This window comes from Halomonas salipaludis, assembly GCF_002286975.1.
GTDB classification, from domain to species: domain Bacteria; phylum Pseudomonadota; class Gammaproteobacteria; order Pseudomonadales; family Halomonadaceae; genus Franzmannia; species Franzmannia salipaludis.
In genome coordinates this window covers 71459-89460 of the sequence record NZ_NSKB01000010.1, presented here as the reverse complement: position 1 = coordinate 89460, position 18002 = coordinate 71459, and the positions used below count along the sequence as shown (strand labels likewise).

Genomic DNA, 18002 nt, shown 5'->3' with positions numbered 1-18002 from the left:
GGCAATGAAGAAGGTACAGGGTCAGCTAGGTTTCTTGGCCAAGCAAATTGCCCGGTTGGTGGGTGGTACAAAAATCAGGATATAGGCAGTAAGAAAGGCTCAGAATCGAGCTTTTCTACAGCCGCGTTACACGTACTAAGGAAATCGCATGATTGTAATTTATGGAGTAAAAGATCGGTTGAATCCTATAAAGGCGAAGCTATCGAATGTGATTCACGAATGTATGCAATCTGTTTTGGGTATGCCAGAAGACAAGCGAGCGCATAGGATTGTGCCTTTAGAGCGAGAGGATTTTTATTACCCCGGCGGCAGAAGCGATGCCTATACGGTAATAGAAATCAATATGATGTCGGGTCGGAAGCCGGAGACGCAAAAGGCTCTTATCAAGTCGCTTTTCCAACAGCTCGAGTCGCAGCTATCCCTAGCGCCAATTGACGTTGAAATTACGATCAAGGAGCAGCAGCCGCACCAGTGGGGATTTCGCGGGATGACAGGGGATGAAGCGAATGACCTCAAGTATGAAGTCAGCGTGTGACAAAGCCATTGAATTCGCTCCCTGCGGTCGCCGAACCTCGTTTCACTCGGCCATTTATAGCGGGCGTTAAATTTTCAATCAGGTTTAGTGATGAATATTGAGATCGTAGAAAAAACAGATCACCTTAAGCTGATAGAAGTCTGGGAAGCATCGGTCAGAGCAACCCATGACTTTTTGGCTGAAGATGATCTACAGGAGTTAAAGCCGTTAATCCTGGAGCAGTACCTTGATGCTGTTGATTTAAGGTGTGTCAAAAATAGTAATGGTGAAATACTGGGATTCTGTGGTGTGCATGATGGTAATATAGAAATGCTGTTCATTTCACCTGATGTGCGTGGCAAGGGCATTGGTGCTTTGTTAGCGGCCCATGCAATCAAAGATCAGGGAGCAACCAAGGTTGACGTGAATGAACAGAATGAGCAAGCGCTAGGTTTTTACCAACATCTTGGTTTTACAGTAACGAGTCGCTCACCAGTAGATGGTCAGGGTAAGCCTTATCCACTGCTGCATATGGCGCTATAAAATTTAACAGGGACAGGTGGTAATGGAGTATTAGGAAATGGAAACAAGGAAGTCATCACGGCTGATAATCGTTGACGAATCAGGACGGTTATTGCTGTTTTTATACAAAGACGAGCACCAGTCTCCATTTTGGGCAACAGTGGGAGGAGAGCTGAAGCCCGGTGAAGGCTATGCCGAAGCTGCGAAGCGGGAGCTGTATGAGGAAACGGGACTAAGACAGGAGGTCGGAGAGGTGCTAAGGGATCGTGATGAAGTATACGCTGTAGCGAGGTCGGTACCAGCTCGTTGGCTCGAAAAATACTTTTTAGTTGAATGGCCTTCAGGCGCAGACGTATTTGCGGCGAAATGGACGGATGAGGAAAAGAGTACTATTCAAAAATGGAAATGGTGGAGCTTAGAAGAAATGCGTGAAGAAAAAGCTTCTCAGTTCAAGCCAGAGTGGATTCCTGATCTACTTCATTCCGTGTTACGTAAAAGAGCTTAACAAGTGGCTCCATTTGATGCCGAAAAGCGGCGAAGATGAGCCAGACATCGGGCAGCCGGAAAGGAGTTAGTATGAAGATTGGAGTTATTGGAGCAGGTCACATCGGTCAGGCGCTCGCCAAGCTTGCTGTTGCTCACGAGAACGCTGTGATGATCAGTAACTCTCGCGGCCCGGAAACATTAAAAGTGCTCGCCGCTGATATTGGATGCTCGGCGGGAACTTCAGCGGACGCTGCGGCCTTTGGTGAGGTGGTGATTCTTACTGTGCCATTCAAGAAAGTGTTCGAAATTAAGTCAACTCTTCTGGAAGGCAAGATAGTCATCGATACTAACAACTATTATCCAGAGCGTGACGGGAGAGTTACCGAGCTAGATGAATTGAGGACAACGACAAGTGCTATGGTCGCTAGGCACTTTCCAGGGGCGTGTGTAGTTAAGGCCTTTAATGCGATTCTCGCAGCCGATTTGCAGATAGAGTCTATCAATAGCTTCGGTTCCGCTAAGCGGTCTTTACCGATAGCTGGAGACGATAAGCAAGCAAAGCAAATTGTGGCTCGGCTACATCATCAATTTGGTTTCGACGTGGTTGATGTCGGGAGCCTTGAAGATAGCTGGAGATTTGAACGCGCCAAACCAGCATATTGTATTCCGTTAGATGTCGCAGGCCTGAAAGACGCCATAAATAAGGCCGAACGGGACATTGAACTCCCTCATGGGTCATGGCGTCGATAATGAAGATGCCCAACTTGCGCGTTGAACTTTCTGATAAGGAGGCGTAAGGTGCATAATCTTGGAGCATTCGCTATCATTCTTGACGATGTGTCACGTGTTTTGCTTTGTCACCGGACGGATTTCGATGCGTGGAATTTACCTGGCGGAAAAGTAGAGCGCCAGGAATCGCCGTGGAAAGCCGCACAGCGTGAAGCTCTGGAAGAAGTGGGCCTTGTTGTGAGAGTTGAGCACTTAATCGGTGTCTATTCTGTGCCCGAGCAGGAAGCTGTAGCGTTTACTTTTCTGTGCACTCGCATGGACGGTACTATTCATCTGAGCGATGAAGCCGACGATATTCAGTGGTTTCACAGAGATCATCTCCCCTCGAGCACACTGCCTCGTCATGCTGAGCGCATCGAAGATGCGTTCAACGAATGTGGCGATGCGTGGTTGCGTGTACAAGCCCAACAAGCGCTTGCAGCGGATGGCCCGTGTTCTACGTGCTCGCGTCACCGCTGAAGCAGGTCGTTAATCGGTAGAGACATGGAACCAGTCATCCAGGAAGAAATCAGCGGTTGTGGTATTGCGGCAAGTGCTACTCTAGCGGGCATTAGCTATGCAGAAGCCAAGCGCAGGGCAAACGCTCTGGGAATTTACGCTGCAGACCCGACACTCTGGTCGGAGACAGCCCACGTTCGCAAGCTTCTACGTGAACTCGGGATTTCGGTGTCACCGAAAGAAACACCATTCGAGTCGTGGGGACGCCTGCCAGACAAGGCCCTAATGGCGATCAAATGGCGCCTGGAGCAGGGCAAACCATTCTGGCATTGGGTCGTGTTTGTCAGAGAAGGTGGCGAGGCGGTGGCGCTGGACTCCAAGAAGGCATTGAAATCGAATGTTCGACGTGATTTCGGGCGCATCAAGCCTAAATGGTACATTGAGGTAACTAATTAACAGGCCATAGTCTGTGCTTTGCTGTAGCTACTCCCTAAAAGCCGCCAGTGCGCTGAGCACCGGCGGCTTTTTTGTTTCACGCCGACCTACCTCAGGCTTCGATCACGACCTTCTCGCCATCGAAGCGCACCGGCCAGGTGCGCAGCGTTACGCTCTCGTCCTCCACGCAACTGCCATCCTCGAGGCGGAAGTGCTGCTTGTAGATCGGCGAGGCGACCACCGGTTCGCCCTTGATATCGCCGACGATGCCGCGGGCGATGACGTTGGCATCGGAGAAAGGGTCGTGGTGGTCAATGGCATAGAGTTCCTGGGCGTGGCCTGGCAAATAGAAGATTGCCACTTGGGCCGGGCCCTCGGCGGTTGCGAGCCAGGCGGCGACGCCGGAGAAGGTTACCAGGTCGGCCTTGGTGCAGATGGTTTGCCAGGTCACGTCGGTGTGTGCCTCATCTTTTAGTGCTGTCGCAGTGTTCATGGATGCATCCTGTAAGTTCTGGGAAATCGGCGAGCGAGATGAATCGCTAGGCGCGTGGCGCACCGAAGGCGAGACATAACGGGGTGTTAGGCGAGCCTTCGGGGGGCTGCGCAACAACGCGATTCGCTCGCGCAGCCATTTCCATTAAGCCGGGCGTAGCTGGCCGCGCTCACTGGTAAAGATAATGTCCGGATCCGGGCGCGCGTCGTTGACGAAGCTGCGGAAGCGCTTGAGCTTCTCCGGGTCGCTGATGGCATCGGCCCATTCGCACTGGTAGTTGTCGATCACCGTCTGCATCTGGCGCTCGAGTTCATCGCCGAGGCCGAGGCTGTCGTCGAGGATCACTTCCTTGAGGTAATCCAACCCGCCCTCGAGGTTCTCGCGCCACACCGAGGTGCGCTGCAGACGGTCGGCGGTGCGCACGTAGAACATCAGGAAGCGGTCGATGGTGCGGTAGAGCTGCTCGTCGTTGAGGTCGGTGGCGAACAGTTCGGCGTGGCGCGGGCGCATGCCGCCGTTGCCGCAGACGTAGAGGTTCCAGCCGTGCTCGGTGGCGATAATACCGATGTCCTTGCTCTGCGCCTCGGCGCATTCGCGGGTACAGCCGGAGACGCCGAACTTGATCTTGTGCGGCGCGCGCAGGCCCTTGTAGCGGTTCTCGAGCTGAATCGCCATGCCCACGCTGTCCTGCACGCCGTAGCGGCACCAGGTGCTGCCGACGCAGGATTTCACGGTACGCAGCGACTTGCCGTAGGCATGGCCGGTCTCGAAGCCGGCTTCGATCAGCTCGCCCCAGATATCCGGCAGGTCTTCGAGGCGGGCGCCGAACAGGTCGATGCGCTGGCCGCCGGTGACTTTGGTGTAGAGGCCGTACTTCTGGGCCACCTGGCCGAGTACCACCAGCTTGTCCGGGGTGATCTCGCCGCCGGCGATACGCGGCACCACCGAGTAGGTGCCATTCTTCTGCATGTTGGCCATGAAGGTGTCGTTGGTGTCCTGCAGCGGCACATGGGCGGCGTCGGTGATCGGCTCGTTGAAGCAGGAGGCGAGGATCGAGGCCACCGCCGGCTTGCAGATATCGCAGCCGAGACCATGGCCATGTGTCTCGATCAGCTCGCCGAAGGTCTTGATGCCCTCGACGCGGACGATGTCGTAGAGCTCCTGGCGGGTATGGGCGAAATGCTCGCAGATCGACTGGTCGACCTCGACGCCGCGGGCGGTCAGCTCGTGGTCCACCACGCTCTTGAGCAGTGCCGCGCAGCCGCCGCAGCCGCTGCTGGCCTTGGTGTCGCCCTTGACCGTGGCCAGGTCCACCGCGCCGGCGTCGATGGTGGCGCAGATATCGCCCTTGGTGACGTTGTGGCACGAGCAGATGGTGGCGGTTTCCGGCAGCGCGTCCGGGCCTAGCGCCGGGGCGCCTTCGCTGCTCGGCAGGATCAGCGAGGCGGGGTCGTCGGGGAGCTCGAGCCCGTTGTCGTAGTACTGCATCAGGGTGTCGAAGTAGCCGTTGTCGCCTACCAGCATGGCGCCAAGCAACTGCTTGCCGTCGCTGGAGACCACCAGCTTGCGATACTCCTGCTTGATCTGGTCGAGATAGCGGAAATTGCGCGCCCCGGGGTTCTGGTTGCCGTGGGCATCGCCGATGGAGCCGACGTCGACGCCGAGCAGCTTGAGCTTGGTGCTCATATCGGCGCCCTGGAAGCGCGTCTCGCCGCCCATCAGGGTCGACAGCGCGGCCTTGGCCATCTGGTAGCCGGGGGCGACGAGGCCGAAGATGCTCTGGTTCCACAGCGCCACTTCACCGATGGCAAGGATCTGCGGGTCGCTGGTCAGGCACTGGTCGTCGATCACCACGCCGCCGCGCTCGCCGACCTCCAGGCCGCAGTCGCGGGCCAGCTCGTCGCGGGGGCGAATGCCCGCCGAGAACACGATCAGGTCGGTCTCGAGGATCTTGTCGTCCTGGAACACCATGCGATGGCGGGCAGTATCGCCGTCCTCGATGCACTGGGTGGCGCGCTCGGTGAGGACTTGAACGCCGAGCGACTCGATCTTCTCGCGCAGCAGCTCGCCGCCCTCGGTATCGACCTGCATCGGCATCAGCCGCGGGGCGAACTCGACTACCGCGGTATCCAGGTCGAGGCCGCGCAGGGCGTTGGCCGCCTCGAGGCCGAGCAGGCCGCCGCCCACCACTACGCCGGTATTGGCTTTCTCAGCCGCGGCGCGGATGGCATCGAGGTCCTCGAGGGTGCGGTAGACCAGGCAGCCGTCGCGGTCGTTGCCGGGAATCGGCGGCACGAAGGGGAAGGAGCCGGTGGCCAGCACCACCCGGTCATACGGGTAGCGATCCTGGTCGGTGACCACCTCATTGGCCTGGCGGTCGATCGTCAACACCGCCTCGTTGAGGCGCAGCTCGATGCCGTGCTCGGCGTAGTAGTCGGCGGTGGAGAGCGCCAGGGAGTCGGCATCGCGGCCGCTGAAGTACTCCGAGAGATGTACGCGGTCGTAGGCCAGGTGGCGCTCCTCGCCGAACACCGTGACCTGGTAGCGGTCCAGCGCGCCCTGCTCGACGAGCTGCTCGACCAGATGATGGCCGACCATGCCGTTACCGATGATGATCAGGCGCTGCTTGGTGGATGCGGGGGTAGTCATGCGGCCTCCTCGACGGGGCGTTGCAGATGAGCGGAGTCGGCGGCGCGGTCGGCGTCCTCGGCGGCTGCATCGAGCAGCGCCTGGACATCGGCCGGGCCGAAAAGTAGTGCCTGGCGGCAGGCGTTGAGGTCGCTGCCGGCCAGGGCCTGTTCGAAGGCCCAGGGGCCGATGCGGGTATCGCCGTAGAGCACTACGCCCTCCAGGCGGCCATCGCGCAGCAGCAGGCGGCGGTAGTCGCCGCGCTCCGGGTCGTGGTAGCTGAGCACGTCGTGTTCCGGGGCCGCCTCGGTGGGGCCGAAGGCGTAGAGCGACACGCCGCTGATCTTGAGCTTGGTAGCGCTGGGCTGCTCGACGTAGCCGCCGACCGCCTCACCGGCGAGATGCGCGGCGAGCACCTCGACCTGGCGCCAGATCGGCTCGACCAGGCCGTAGGTGTGCTGCTCGAACTGGCAGCACTCGCCGAGGGCGTGAATCGCCGGGTCGCTGGTGGTGAGGTGGGCATCGACGAGAATGGCGCGGTCGCTGTCGAGCTCGGCGTCGTGGCCCAGTTCAGCATTGGGGGTGATCCCCGCGGCTACTACCACACAGTCGGTGACTAGGCGGCGGCCATCTTCGAGGTGGACCGCGGCGACCCGGCCGTGGCCGTCGTCCTCGACGGCGGCCAGCCGGGCGTCGGTGATAACCGTGAGCCCGCGGCTGGCGAGCTCAGCCTCGAGCAGCCCGGCGGCGGTGGCATCGAGCTGGCGATTCATCAGCCGCGAGGCGCGCTGCAGCACGCTGACCGCCATGCCGCGCTTGCGCAGCCCTTCGGCGGCCTCCAGGCCCAGCAGGCCGCCGCCGATCACCACGGCGCTGCCGCCGCCTTGCGCGCACTCCGTGAGGGTGGCGGCGTCCTCCAGGTCACGAAAGCCGTGGACACCCTGGAGATCGATGCCGGGCACCGGGGGCATGGCCGGGCGCGAGCCGGTGGCCAGCACCAGGCGGTCGTAGTCGAGCCGGCGCCCGCTGGCGGTGATCACCTGGCGCGCCTGGCGTTCGATACGCTCGACGCGGTCACCGAGGATCAACTCAACGCCCTGCTCGGTATACCAGTCGGCGTCGCGCAGGGTCAGGGCGGCGTGGTCCAGCTCGCCGGCCAGCAGCGGCGAGAGCAGGATGCGGTTGTAGGCCGGCACCCGCTCGGCGCCGACCACGGTGATCTGTGACGGCGGCGTGGGCCGGACCAGCAGCGCCTCGACCAGCCGCTGGCCGGCCATGCCGTTGCCGATGATCAGCACCCGGTCGCGGTGACTAGGGCCTTCGGGCATTGGGGCTTGGGACGTTGGTGTCATGTCGGTCGACTCCTCGATGACTGGAGCATGCGGCCAAAAAAAAAGACGCCTCGGCGTCCTGCTGGAGCAGGAAGCCAAGACGTCTGTGTCTGGTGGTGACGATCACCATTGACCGTCGGGCGACCGCGATGCCGCCGAATTATTGCGTTGCTCTAGCTAAAGCAAAGCGCCTGCCAACCGGCAGTAATTTCGCCTTTTAGTAGGATTTTCAGTCGACTGGAGGTGTGGCGTAGGGGAGGAGCTGGCCCCATAACGGGGCCAGTTGCACATCAGTGGTGCAGGGTGCGGTCGAAATGCACGGCGCTGTAACACTCGCTGAGGGTGGCGAGATCGAGCTGCTGACCTTGATCGCGCAGCTGCTGGTCGATCTGTTCGGCGAGCAGCTCGGCAAACGCAGGGTCGGGGCGCAGCATATCGCGGCCGCAGAGCCGCTGCCGCAGTGGCGGGGCGTCGATGGGCAGGGTCGCGAGGTGGCCCACCGAGCGGTCGAGGTAGGGCGGCAGGGCCAGCCAGTCGCGAGCCTGCAGGCGGTTGGCCGGCGACTCGGCGAGCCAGTCGCTGGCGGCGGTCAGTGCGTGAATCAGCCGGGCTAGCGTCGCCGGGTAGCGATTCGCCCAGGAGCGGGTCACGCCGAGGACCTTCTCCGGCTGCTCCGGCCACAGCTGGGCGCCAGTGGCGACGATGCGACCGACCTGGCGGTGCTCGGCGAGGCTGCCCCAGGGCTCGCCGACGCAGAAGCCGTCGATCTTGCCCTGCTGCAGGGCGTCGACCATGCGCGGCGGGGGCAGCGCCACCAGCTCGACGTCGCGATCGGCATCGATGCCGCCCAGGCTCAGCCATTGGCGCAGCTGATAGTGCTGGCAGGAGTGGGGGTAGACCATCCCCAGGCGCGTAGGGCCGCTGGCGCCGGGCAGGTAGCCGGCCAGCGCGCTGGCGCTGGCGGCCGGGTCGTCGCTGAGGCGAGCCGTGCAGGCGTCGGCCAGCGCTTCGGAGAGTACGATGGCGTTGCCGTTACGGCTCAGGGTGATCGGCGCCAGGGTATCGCAGGGCGCGCGCCCCAGCCCCAGGCTCATGGCCAGTGGCATCGGCGCCAGCATATGGGCACCGTCGAGCAGCCCGGCGGCGACCTTGTCGCGCAGCGTCGACCAGGCGTTCTGGCGCGATAGCGTGACCTCGAGGCCCTGATCGGCAAACAGGCCGCGCTCGCGGGCGACCACCAGCAGTACGCAGTCGAGCAGCGGGATGAAGCCCAGCTGCAGGCGCGACAGCTCGGCCGGAGGAAGCGTGTTCATAAGCCTTTCTCTAGTCGTTCGAGGATGTCGATGACGCTCGTGGCGACCTCGGCGATGCGCTGGCCGCGGTCCATGGCCAGCTTGCGCAGCATTTGGTAGGCCTGCTCTTCGTCACAGCTCTGGTGGCGCATCAGCAGGCCCTTGGCACGTTCGATGCGTTTGCGCTCGGTGAGTTGCGTACGGGTGCGATCGAGCTCCTGGCGCATCGATTGAAAGGCTTCGAAGCGGGCGATGGCGACCTCGATGATCGGCTTGACCCGCCCCTGCACCAGGCCGTCGACCACGTAGGCGCTGACGCCGGCCTTGAGTGCCGACTGCATGGTGTCGGGGTCGTGCTGGTCGGCGAAGAACACCACCGGGCGCGGGTTCTCGCGGTTGAGCTGGGTCATGCTGTCGAGGGTGTCGCGGTCCGGCGATTCCATGTCGATGATCACCACGTCGGGCTGATGTCTGGCCACCATATCATTGAGGCTGGCAGGGCTCTTGAGGTGGCAGATCACCCGATGACCTTCCCTGACCAGCGCCTCCTCGACCATGGCGGCGCGCACCTCTTCATCATCGACCAGTAGAACATCAAGCGCTGGGGGCATGGTGTGGGCTCGTCTCGCTGTAGTTGAGGCGCACGTACTTAGGTACTGCAAGTTATATTCCACGTCGACCCATAGAGCGTCTGCAAAAGGGCTGCACTCGTCTTCGTTTGCCTCTTTTGCAAACGCCCTCTCCGTGGCCGGTGTGGCGGCGCATGCGCTACCAAATGGGCGGCTTTGTATTCCTCGGCAGGCTGCTGCGCCGCGTCATACTGGTGCAAAACCCAGGCCAAGCGCAATGCTGTGGTGCGAGGAGCGCCACCCATCAGATGCGGGGCGCTGCCCACGGTATGTCGCCAGACCCGGCCCGCTGGGCAGTGGCGGCGGGCTAGGGTGTAGCTGGCATGGCGCTTGCTTGGTATGTACCTATTACTATGACTACAGCATAGATAATTGCCGAGGGCCAACGCCGGCTCTCACCCGACAGCGACGTCCACTATCGACATCCTGAGATGTCGAAAGTGGACGTTTTTGCGTTTTAGCCCTTGCATCGGGCGGCGGCGAAACGAGGAGTCACCATGTATCAGGCCGATGATTCAGCGCCGATATGCGATCAAGCAAAGACCACCTGCCCCTACTGCGGGGTAGGCTGTGGCGTGACCGCAACCATCGAGGGTGGGGCGATAACCGCCGTGGAAGGGGATCGCCAGCACCCGGCCAACTATGGGCGCCTGTGCGTCAAGGGCTCGGCGCTGCACGAGACCCTGGGCCAGCAGGGGCGCCTGACTCGGCCGTGGGTGGATGGCGCCGAGGTCGACTGGGACACAGCGCTGGACGCCGTGGCCAGCCGCTTAACGGCGATCCGCAACGAGCATGGCAATCAGGCGCTGGCGGCCTACCTCTCCGGCCAGCTGCTGACCGAGGACTACTACGTCGCCAACAAGCTGTTCAAGGGATTCCTTGGCACGCCGCACCTGGATACCAACTCGCGGCTGTGCATGGCCTCGGCGGTGGCCGGCTACAAGCGTGCCTTTGGCGCCGATGCGGTGCCGTGTTGCTACGAGGACCTCGAGGAGGCCGAGCTGGTAGTGCTGGTGGGCTCCAACCTGGCTTGGAACCATCCGGTGCTCTATCAGCGCATCAAGGTGGCCAAGACCCGCAATCCGTTGATGCGGGTGGTGGTGATCGATCCGCGGGTCACCGACAGCTGTGAAATCGCCGACCTCTACCTGGGACTCAAGCCCGGCAGCGACGCGCGCTTGTTCAACGGCCTGCTGAGCTGGATGGCGGCCAAGGGCAAGCTGGACGAGCTCTATCTCACGCGCCATACCCAGGGCTTCGACGAGGCGCTGGCTGCGGCCCGCGAGGAGGCCAGCGACCTCGAATCGGTGGCCGCCGACTGCGATCTCGACGCCGAGGCGCTGGAGACCTTCTTCTACTGGTTTGCCAGCCAACTGCACGTAGTCACCCTCTACTCCCAGGGCGTCAACCAGTCCTCCAGCGGCACCGACAAGTGCAACGCGATCATCAACTGCCACCTGGCCGGTGGCAAGCTGGGTCTGCCCGGCGCCGGGCCCTTCTCGATCACCGGCCAGCCCAATGCCATGGGCGGCCGCGAGGTGGGCGGGCTGGCCAACCAGCTGGCCGCGCATATGGACTACCACACCCCCGGCGCCATCGATCGGGTGACCCGCTTCTGGCGCACCGCGTCGCTGATGCCGACCCTGCCCGAGGGCCCGGGCCATAAGGCCGTCGAGCTGTTCAGTGCCATCGAGCGCGGTGAGGTCCAGGCGCTGTGGGTGATGGCCACCAACCCGGCGGTGAGCCTGCCGGACGCCGCCCGGGTGCGCGCGGCACTGGCCAAGTGCCCGCTGGTGATCGTCTCTGAGTGCGTCACCGACACCGACCTGCTGGCCTATGCCGATATCGTGCTGCCGGCCTCGAGCTGGTCGGAGAAGGACGGCACCGTGACCAACTCCGAGCGCTGCATCTCGCGCCAGCGCGGCCTGCTACCGCCCCCCGGGGAGGCGCGCCACGACTGGTGGATCATGTGCGAGGTCGCCAAGCGGCTGGGCTACGGCGAGGCCTTCGCCTACGCCCACCCCAGCGAGATCTTCGACGAGCATGCCCGGCTCTCGGGCTTCGAGAACGCTGCCGAGCCGGCGGGCGCCAGGCGGCTGTTCGATATCTCCGGACTGGCGGGCCTCGACCGCGCCGCCTATGATGCGCTGGCGCCGATCCAGTGGCCGGTCACCGCCCAGGCGCCGCGGGGCACCGCGCGGCTGTTCGAGGATGGCCACTTTGCCACCGACAACGGCCTGGCGCGGCTGGTGCCGATCACTCCGCGTGGTCCCGAGCAGCGCCTGAGTGCGGCGCGGCCATTGCGCCTCAATACCGGGCGTATCCGCGACCAGTGGCACACCATGACCCGCACCGCGCGCGCCCCACGGCTGATGAACCACCGCGCCGAACCGTTTATCGAGGTGCATCCCGACGATGCCGAGGCGTACGGCGTCGCCGACCAGCGCCTGGCGGTGCTGAGCAGTGAGGCCGGCGAGTATCGCGCCCGGGTGCGCGTCGCCAAGAGCCAGCGCGCCGGTGAGGTGTTCGTGCCGATGCACTGGAGCGACCGCTTCACCAAGCAGGCGCGCAGCGGCGCCCTGATCAGCGGCTACACCGACCCGCTCTCGGGGCAGCCGGAGTCCAAGCACGGCGCCGTGGCCCTGGCGCCGCTGAGTACCGCCTGGGAGGCCACCCTGTTGGTCAGCGAAGCACTCAGTGAAGCGCTCAGCGACGCTGCGCCCTGGTGCGAGAGCGACTACTGGGCACGCATTCCCATGCGCGGTTGCCAGCGCTGGCAGCTGGCCAGCGGGCAAGTCGAGCACGACTGGCTCGAGCGCCTGGCGGCCTGGCTGCCCGAGGCGGCGACGCTGTGGTGCGAGGATGCCGGCGATGGGCGGCTGCGCGCCGCGGCGGTGCGTAATGGACGACTGTGCTGGTGGGCCATGGTCGGCCCGCCCGCCGAGCTACCCGGCCTGGCCTGGCTCGAGCAGCGCTTCAACGATGCCGAACTGAGCGACACCCATCGCCGCCGGCTGCTGGCCGGCTGCGACGACGGCGCCGCCGATACCGGCCCCACCATATGCAGCTGCCACCAGGTCGGCCAGAAGGCGATCGTCTCCGCCATTCGCGACGGCGATACCAGCGTCGAGGCGCTGGGCGCGCGGCTCGCCTGTGGCACCCAGTGCGGCAGCTGTATTCCGGAACTCAAATCACTGCTCGAAGAGGAACGCACCCATGCGCGCACCAAGCCGACCCCTGAAACCCAAGTGGCCTGATGCCTTGGTCCGCCTCAGCCGGCGCATGACGGGCTACCTCACCGCGCTCGGCGCTGAGCCCTCAGGCGCCACCCCCGGCGTGACGCTGCGCGGCGAGTGTCGACCCGGCAAGGTGTACCTGGTGGGTGCCGGCAGCGGCGATGTCGAGCTGCTGACCCTCAAGGCCGCGCGGCTGCTGCAGCAGGCCGATGCGGTGGTCTACGACCGCCTGGTGGAGGAGGAGGTGCTGGCACTGATCCCCGCCGGCCGTGAGCGCTACTACGTGGGCAAGGCGCGCGGCCACCACAGCGTGCCCCAGGCCGAGATCGGTGCGCTGATGGTGCGCCTGGCCGGCGAGGGCAAGTCGGTGGTGCGCCTCAAGGGTGGCGACCCTGGGGTGTTCGGGCGCATGGGGGAGGAGCTGGCCGCCCTGGCGCAGGCCCAGGTGCCCGCCGAGATCGTGCCCGGCATTACCGCCGCCTCGGCCGCCGCGGCGAGCATGGGCATTCCGCTCACCGACCGCGGCCATGCCCAGCAGCTGCGCTTCGTCACCGCCCAGCTATGCCGCGAGGACGGCACGCCGGACTGGGCCTCGCTGGCGCGCCGCGACGAGACCCTGGTGTTCTATATGGGACTCTCCAAGGTCGCCGCCATCTGCGCCGGGCTACGCGACGCTGGCCTGCCCGGCGACTGGCCGATCATGCTGGTGGCCAACGCCAGCAAGTCCGAGCAGCAGTCACTGATCGGCAGCCTGGCAGATATGCCGGCCCAACTGGCGGATCAGCCGCTGCCCTCGCCGTGCCTGATCGTGGTCGGCAGCGTGGTGCGCATGGTCGGGACCAGTCCCGCGGTTGGGTCACGGGGTGCAGTGGGAAGCGTCGCCTAAGTAACGTTGAGTGGTTGGCCTATAGTGAAAGGGGCAGGCGGGGTTGCCGTTACCTTGGCAGCCGATTGCGCAAGACGCTACAACACCGACAACACAAGGAGTTGCCCCCATGGCCGAGACCATCATCAAGATCGACCTCGATAAGCCACCCTACGAGAACGAAAACATCCATAACCGCTGGCATCCGGATATCCCCATGGCGGCTATGGTCAAGCCCGGTGACGACTTCATCGTGGAGTGTCATGACTGGACCGGAGGACAGATCCATAACAATGATGACGCCTCGGATGTGCGGGATGTGGATTTGACCCAGGTTCATTTCCTATCCGGGCCGGTGGGGGTGGAAGGCGCCGAGCCTGGCGATCTGCTGGTAGTGGACATTCTCGATATCGGTACCTTTCAAGAGAGTCAGTGGGGCTTCAATGGCTTCTTTTCCAAGCAGAATGGTGGAGGGTTTCTCACTGAGCACTTTCCCGAAGCCCAAAAGTCGGTCTGGGACTTCAATGGCATGTTCACCAAGTCGCGCCACATACCCGGGGTCGAGTTCGCTGGCCTGATCCATCCGGGGCTGATCGGATGCCTGCCATCCAAGGAGATGCTGGAAGAGTGGAACAAGCGTGAGAAAGTGCTGTTCGATAGCGATCCTGAACGAATACCTGCACTTGCCACCCTGCCCTATGCCGACACCGCGCACATGGGCAAGCTGAGCGGGGAGGCCAAGACGCGAGCTGCCGAGGAGGGGGCGCGTACTGTGCCGCCTCGCGAGCATGGCGGTAACTGCGATATCAAGGACCTATCGCGGGGCTCCAAGATCTACTTCCCGGTCTACGTGAAGAATGGTGGGCTTTCGGTAGGCGATCTGCACTTCAGCCAGGGAGATGGGGAGATCACGTTCTGTGGTGCCATCGAAATGGCGGGCTGGATTCACCTACGAGTGGAGCTTATCAAGGATGGCATGTCCAAGTACGCCATCAAGAATCCTATCTTCAAGCCCAGCCCGATGGCCCCGAAATACGACGACTACCTTATCTTCGAAGGCGTCTCGGTGGATGAGCAGGGCAAGCAGCACTATCTCGACGTGCACGTGGCTTACCGCCAGGCGGTGCTCAACGCCATCGAGTATCTCAAGAAGTTCGGTTATAGCGGTGCTCAGGCCTACTCGCTATTGGGTTGTGCCCCTGTCCAAGGGCATATTAGCGGTGTGGTGGACATTCCCAATGCCTGCGCCACCTTGTGGTTGCCCACCGATATTTTCGAGTTCGATGTAAAGCCCAATGCCGATGGGCCCAAGCAGCACGTAAAGGGCAACATCGACCTGCCACTGGCTAAGGACAAATGACGCTGTCAACGCCACTGCCCATGAATGAGCGGAGGGAAGGAGTCACTCATGCCACTGTACGACTATAAGTGCGCCGAGCATGGCCTGTTTCATGAACTGATCCCCATCAGCGCGTCGGGTGAGGTCTGGCCTTGTCCAAGCTGCCAGGTGCTGTCACCCCGTGTGCTGCTGGTGCCGCCGCACTTGCTAGACATGGCGCCGGAGAGGCGCCAGGCCATGGCCCGCAACGAGCGCGCCGCACATGAACCGCGACACGGCAACGCCCTGAGCGAGCGGGAGCAGGGAGGGTGCCATCATGACAAGCGTAAGCCGCAGGTCTTCTATACCGCCGAAGGCAACAAGATGTTTCCGTCGGCGCGTCCCTGGATGATCAGTCACTAAGTGGCAATAGATGGCCGGGTGTGGAGCCCGGCTAGCGTAGCGCCTTATACATGATGCGGGTATCCACCAACCCCAGCTCGCGGTGGCGGTAGCCGCCAGGCACCGTGCCGATGATCTCGAAGCCGAGCGTCTGCCACACGCGGATGGCCACCTCGTTGGTGGCGACCACCGCATTGAACTGCATGGCCAGGTAGCCGGCCTCGATGGCGACCCGCTGGGAGTGCTCGCACATGGCACGGGCCACCCCCTTGCCGCGGGCTTGGGGGGTGACCATATAGCCGCAGTTGCAGATATGGTCGCCGGGTCCGGCGGCGTTGGGCTTGAGGTAGTAGGAGCCGAGCAGCTCGCCGTCCTGCTTGGCGACAAAGGTGAACTGCGGAAGCTCGCACCACAGCCGCCAGGCCGTGTCGAAGTCCATGTTCGGGTCGAAGGCGTAGGTCTCCTGGGCCTCGACGATGGCCTTGAAGGTCGGCCAGAAGGCGCGGAAGTCATCGCGGGTGATCGGGGTGATGTCCATGCGGTCTCTCGATGATGGCAGCCAACTATTCTGACCAGTCACCCCGGCGACGCACAAGGGCCGGCAAACACCTCATCCCCACCCCTCGACGACGTGTTCAATGATCAGGGAGTGTAGCGCTGCGGCGGCAGCCGAGGGCGCGTGGCGACGGCGCATGACGATGCCCAGTGGCCGCTTGACGTCGGGCGCTATCAGCGGCCGGTAGTCGATGCCCCCGGTGGCGATCTGCCGAAAGCTCAGCTGTGGCAGTACGCTGATGCCGAGTCCTGCAGCGACCATGCGCCCCACGGTAGCAATCTGGCTGGCATCACAGAGGATATCCAGTGTGGCGCCGACGTCAGCCATGATGCGGTCGATGTCCTGGCGTGAACTGGATAACCGGTTGATGCCGATGAACGGGTAGCCGGCCAGCTGCCTCCACTCAACGCGTTGCTGCGTGAGGAGTGGATGCCCGTTGGGGCAGACGGCGACATAGCGGTCCTCGAGTACGGGGGTGAAGGCCAGCTCCTCGGCATCATGTGGCTCCACCGACAGGCCCAGATCGGCACGTCCCTCGCGCACCATCTGACTGACCTGCTCGGCCAGCACATCGTGCAGGCTCAGGTTGATACGTGGGTAGCGGGCGTGAAAGGTGGCGATGATGCCCGGCAGCAGCCCCGCCGCCAGGGTGGGTAGGGCAGCAACCGTCACCTTGCCGCGCTGCTTGGAAAAACGCTCTTCGAGATCCTCGAAGGCCTCCGACCAGTCATGCAGCAGCCGTATCGCCACCGGGAGGAAGGCGGCACCCTCCGGTGTCAGGCTGAGCTGGCGCGTGGCACGCGAAAACAGGGCGCCGCCCACCGTCTCTTCCAGCTTGCGCAGGGCGATGGAGATCGCCGGCTGGGAGAGGTGAATGCGCTCGCTGGCTTCGGCGAGGCTGGATGACTGCGCCGCGGCAACGAAGGCGCGCAATTGCTGGATGCTTGGATTCATTTAAGAAGTAAAACACAAGTTAAAAACAATTCAATATACAAAATATAACCCCCGACCCATTCTGCTAAGTGGGACGATTCCTAACGCAACACCACAACACAACAACAAGCCCGCCAAGGAGCCACCATGAAAACGCCAATCAAGACGATGCTCACCGCCATGGCCGCCAGCGTCGGCCTGCTTGCCGCCGCGTCTGCCGTCCAGGCCAATGAACGCCTGCTGATCGGTTCGACCTCGAGTTCCTCCAGCCACTACGGCTACTTCGTCGCCGTCAATCAGATCATCAACAGCCAGATCGACGGCGTCAGTTCGTCGGTCGCCGAGACCGGTGCCACCGTGGACAATCTGCGCCGCCTCGGTCGCAACCAGATCGACATGGGGCTGGTGACCACCAACACCGGCTACCATGCCTATGCCGGCCTCGAGGATTTCGACGGTCGCCCGGTGGATAGTCGCCTGCTATGGGTCTATACCGTGGCGCCGCAGAACGTAGTGATGCGTCAGGATGCCGGCGTCACCACCCTCGAGGAACTCGAAGACGTGCGCTTCAACCCCGGTATCACCGGTTCTGCCACCGAGAGCACCACCGAGGCCGTACTCGAGAAACTTGGTATCGCGCCGGACTACGTGCGCGGCTCGACCACCGACGTGGTCGACTCCATCAAGGATGGCCGGATCATGGGCTATGCCAAGTCCGGGGTCGGCAATCGCCTCGACGGCTCGACCATGGATATCGCCACCTTCACGCCGATCAACGTACTGTCGCTCTCGGGCGAACAGGCCGAGACGCTGCGCGCCGAGATGCCGGACGTGGCCATCGTCGACGTGCCGGAAGGCGCAGGCGAAGGCATTCCCGCCTATACCACCTGGGCCTTCGGCGTGGCCGTGCATGCCCACCCGGACCTCGACGAGGAGACCGCCTATCAGATCGTCAAGGCGGTGATGGAAAACCCCGAGCCGCAGGCCAATGCGTTCTCTGCCGTTCGTGACGCTGACCTCGCTAGCATGACCCTCGACGTGGGCACCGTGCCGCTGCATGCCGGTGCAGCCCGTTACTTCGAGGAGCAGGGCCACGAGATTCCCGATGCCCTGAAGCCTGCCCAGTAACGGCGAT

The 18002-nt window shown here is 62.8% G+C and carries 18 protein-coding genes; 11 read left to right on the top strand and 7 right to left on the bottom strand.

Annotation, left to right across the window (positions count from 1 at the left end):
* Positions 1 to 148 precede the first annotated feature (148 nt).
* The 6 genes from CK498_RS22165 to CK498_RS22140 all read left to right on the top strand — a co-directional run bounded on the left by CK498_RS22165 (position 149) and on the right by CK498_RS22140 (position 3205).
* Positions 149 to 535 (top strand): tautomerase family protein, encoded by a 387-nt coding sequence (locus CK498_RS22165; RefSeq protein WP_095623037.1) that lies wholly within the window; start codon positions 149 to 151, stop codon positions 533 to 535.
* Positions 536 to 625: 90 nt separating this feature from the next.
* Complete coding sequence (locus CK498_RS22160; protein WP_095623036.1) at positions 626 to 1057, top strand: acetyltransferase; 432 nt, start codon at positions 626 to 628, stop codon at positions 1055 to 1057.
* 37 nt (positions 1058 to 1094) lie between these two features.
* The gene (locus CK498_RS22155; RefSeq protein ID WP_095623035.1) at positions 1095 to 1541 is read left to right on the top strand and encodes an NUDIX hydrolase; all 447 of its coding nucleotides are present in this window, start codon (positions 1095 to 1097) and stop codon (positions 1539 to 1541) included.
* A gap of 71 nt (positions 1542 to 1612) precedes the next feature.
* On the top strand, positions 1613 to 2272 hold the full coding sequence (locus tag CK498_RS22150; protein WP_095623034.1) for an NADPH-dependent F420 reductase: 660 nt from the start codon (positions 1613 to 1615) through the stop codon (positions 2270 to 2272).
* 48 nt (positions 2273 to 2320) lie between these two features.
* Positions 2321 to 2770 (top strand): NUDIX hydrolase, encoded by a 450-nt coding sequence (locus CK498_RS22145; RefSeq protein WP_176475880.1) that lies wholly within the window; start codon positions 2321 to 2323, stop codon positions 2768 to 2770.
* Between the two features lie 24 nt (positions 2771 to 2794).
* A complete protein-coding gene (locus CK498_RS22140; protein WP_095623032.1) occupies positions 2795 to 3205 on the top strand; it encodes a hypothetical protein in 411 nt (136 codons plus the stop codon).
* 91 nt (positions 3206 to 3296) lie between these two features.
* On the opposite strand, the gene nirD is transcribed toward CK498_RS22140, so the two are convergent.
* The 5 genes from nirD to CK498_RS22115 all read right to left on the bottom strand — a co-directional run bounded on the left by nirD (position 3297) and on the right by CK498_RS22115 (position 9539).
* The gene (gene nirD / locus CK498_RS22135) at positions 3297 to 3677 is read right to left on the bottom strand and encodes a nitrite reductase small subunit NirD (RefSeq protein WP_095623031.1); all 381 of its coding nucleotides are present in this window, start codon (positions 3675 to 3677) and stop codon (positions 3297 to 3299) included.
* 144 nt (positions 3678 to 3821) lie between these two features.
* Positions 3822 to 6326 carry a nitrite reductase large subunit NirB gene (gene nirB / locus CK498_RS22130; RefSeq protein WP_095623030.1) on the bottom strand — a complete coding sequence of 835 codons (2505 nt, stop codon included), beginning with the start codon at positions 6324 to 6326 and terminating at the stop codon, positions 3822 to 3824.
* Positions 6323 to 7657, bottom strand: a complete 1335-nt coding sequence (locus tag CK498_RS22125) for an NAD(P)/FAD-dependent oxidoreductase (RefSeq protein WP_229359185.1) — start codon at positions 7655 to 7657, stop codon at positions 6323 to 6325. Before CK498_RS22125 ends, nirB begins: the two co-directional genes overlap by 4 nt.
* A 269-nt stretch (positions 7658 to 7926) precedes the next feature.
* Positions 7927 to 8949: a CmpA/NrtA family ABC transporter substrate-binding protein gene (locus CK498_RS22120; protein WP_095623028.1), complete on the bottom strand. Its 1023-nt coding sequence runs from the start codon at positions 8947 to 8949 to the stop codon at positions 7927 to 7929.
* Positions 8946 to 9539, bottom strand: coding sequence for an ANTAR domain-containing response regulator (locus CK498_RS22115; RefSeq protein WP_095623027.1), 594 nt, complete (start codon positions 9537 to 9539; stop codon positions 8946 to 8948). The genes CK498_RS22120 and CK498_RS22115 overlap by 4 nt, the downstream gene beginning before the upstream one ends.
* A 515-nt stretch (positions 9540 to 10054) precedes the next feature.
* Between CK498_RS22115 and CK498_RS22110 the strand changes: the two genes are divergently transcribed.
* From CK498_RS22110 to CK498_RS22095, 4 genes are all read left to right on the top strand, one after another.
* Complete coding sequence (locus tag CK498_RS22110) at positions 10055 to 12814, top strand: nitrate reductase (RefSeq protein WP_095623026.1); 2760 nt, start codon at positions 10055 to 10057, stop codon at positions 12812 to 12814.
* A complete protein-coding gene (gene cobA, locus CK498_RS22105; protein WP_095623025.1) occupies positions 12774 to 13679 on the top strand; it encodes a uroporphyrinogen-III C-methyltransferase in 906 nt (301 codons plus the stop codon). Before CK498_RS22110 ends, cobA begins: the two co-directional genes overlap by 41 nt.
* A 109-nt stretch (positions 13680 to 13788) precedes the next feature.
* The gene (fmdA, locus tag CK498_RS22100; protein WP_095623024.1) at positions 13789 to 15018 is read left to right on the top strand and encodes a formamidase; all 1230 of its coding nucleotides are present in this window, start codon (positions 13789 to 13791) and stop codon (positions 15016 to 15018) included.
* A gap of 48 nt (positions 15019 to 15066) precedes the next feature.
* The gene (locus CK498_RS22095) at positions 15067 to 15399 is read left to right on the top strand and encodes a zinc ribbon domain-containing protein (protein ID WP_095623023.1); all 333 of its coding nucleotides are present in this window, start codon (positions 15067 to 15069) and stop codon (positions 15397 to 15399) included.
* Positions 15400 to 15430: 31 nt separating this feature from the next.
* Here CK498_RS22095 and CK498_RS22090 read toward each other — a convergent pair whose 3' ends face one another.
* Positions 15431 to 15916 (bottom strand): GNAT family N-acetyltransferase, encoded by a 486-nt coding sequence (locus tag CK498_RS22090; protein ID WP_095623022.1) that lies wholly within the window; start codon positions 15914 to 15916, stop codon positions 15431 to 15433.
* A 72-nt stretch (positions 15917 to 15988) separates the two neighbouring features.
* A complete protein-coding gene (locus tag CK498_RS22085) occupies positions 15989 to 16888 on the bottom strand; it encodes a LysR family transcriptional regulator (protein ID WP_095623021.1) in 900 nt (299 codons plus the stop codon).
* Positions 16889 to 17014: 126 nt separating this feature from the next.
* Here CK498_RS22085 and CK498_RS22080 point away from each other — a divergent pair, with 126 nt between their 5' ends.
* Positions 17015 to 17995, top strand: coding sequence for a TAXI family TRAP transporter solute-binding subunit (locus CK498_RS22080; RefSeq protein WP_229359184.1), 981 nt, complete (start codon positions 17015 to 17017; stop codon positions 17993 to 17995).
* Positions 17996 to 18002: the final 7 nt, after the last annotated feature.

What these genes read in the sequence shown, in the direction of transcription:
- CK498_RS22165 (WP_095623037.1), top strand. Translation starts at nt 149, where the DNA reads ATGATTGTAATTTATGGAGTAAAAGATCGGTTGAATCCTATAAAGGCG.
- CK498_RS22160 (WP_095623036.1), top strand. Translation starts at nt 626, where the DNA reads ATGAATATTGAGATCGTAGAAAAAACAGATCACCTTAAGCTGATAGAA.
- CK498_RS22155 (WP_095623035.1), top strand. Translation starts at nt 1,095, where the DNA reads ATGGAAACAAGGAAGTCATCACGGCTGATAATCGTTGACGAATCAGGA.
- CK498_RS22150 (WP_095623034.1), top strand. Translation starts at nt 1,613, where the DNA reads ATGAAGATTGGAGTTATTGGAGCAGGTCACATCGGTCAGGCGCTCGCC.
- CK498_RS22140 (WP_095623032.1), top strand. Translation starts at nt 2,795, where the DNA reads ATGGAACCAGTCATCCAGGAAGAAATCAGCGGTTGTGGTATTGCGGCA.
- nirD (WP_095623031.1), bottom strand. Translation starts at nt 3,677, where the DNA reads ATGAACACTGCGACAGCACTAAAAGATGAGGCACACACCGACGTGACC.
- nirB (WP_095623030.1), bottom strand. Translation starts at nt 6,326, where the DNA reads ATGACTACCCCCGCATCCACCAAGCAGCGCCTGATCATCATCGGTAAC.
- CK498_RS22125 (WP_229359185.1), bottom strand. Translation starts at nt 7,657, where the DNA reads ATGACACCAACGTCCCAAGCCCCAATGCCCGAAGGCCCTAGTCACCGC.
- CK498_RS22120 (WP_095623028.1), bottom strand. Translation starts at nt 8,949, where the DNA reads ATGAACACGCTTCCTCCGGCCGAGCTGTCGCGCCTGCAGCTGGGCTTC.
- CK498_RS22115 (WP_095623027.1), bottom strand. Translation starts at nt 9,539, where the DNA reads ATGCCCCCAGCGCTTGATGTTCTACTGGTCGATGATGAAGAGGTGCGC.
- CK498_RS22110 (WP_095623026.1), top strand. Translation starts at nt 10,055, where the DNA reads ATGTATCAGGCCGATGATTCAGCGCCGATATGCGATCAAGCAAAGACC.
- cobA (WP_095623025.1), top strand. Translation starts at nt 12,774, where the DNA reads ATGCGCGCACCAAGCCGACCCCTGAAACCCAAGTGGCCTGATGCCTTG.
- fmdA (WP_095623024.1), top strand. Translation starts at nt 13,789, where the DNA reads ATGGCCGAGACCATCATCAAGATCGACCTCGATAAGCCACCCTACGAG.
- CK498_RS22095 (WP_095623023.1), top strand. Translation starts at nt 15,067, where the DNA reads ATGCCACTGTACGACTATAAGTGCGCCGAGCATGGCCTGTTTCATGAA.
- CK498_RS22090 (WP_095623022.1), bottom strand. Translation starts at nt 15,916, where the DNA reads ATGGACATCACCCCGATCACCCGCGATGACTTCCGCGCCTTCTGGCCG.
- CK498_RS22085 (WP_095623021.1), bottom strand. Translation starts at nt 16,888, where the DNA reads ATGAATCCAAGCATCCAGCAATTGCGCGCCTTCGTTGCCGCGGCGCAG.
- CK498_RS22080 (WP_229359184.1), top strand. Translation starts at nt 17,015, where the DNA reads ATGAAAACGCCAATCAAGACGATGCTCACCGCCATGGCCGCCAGCGTC.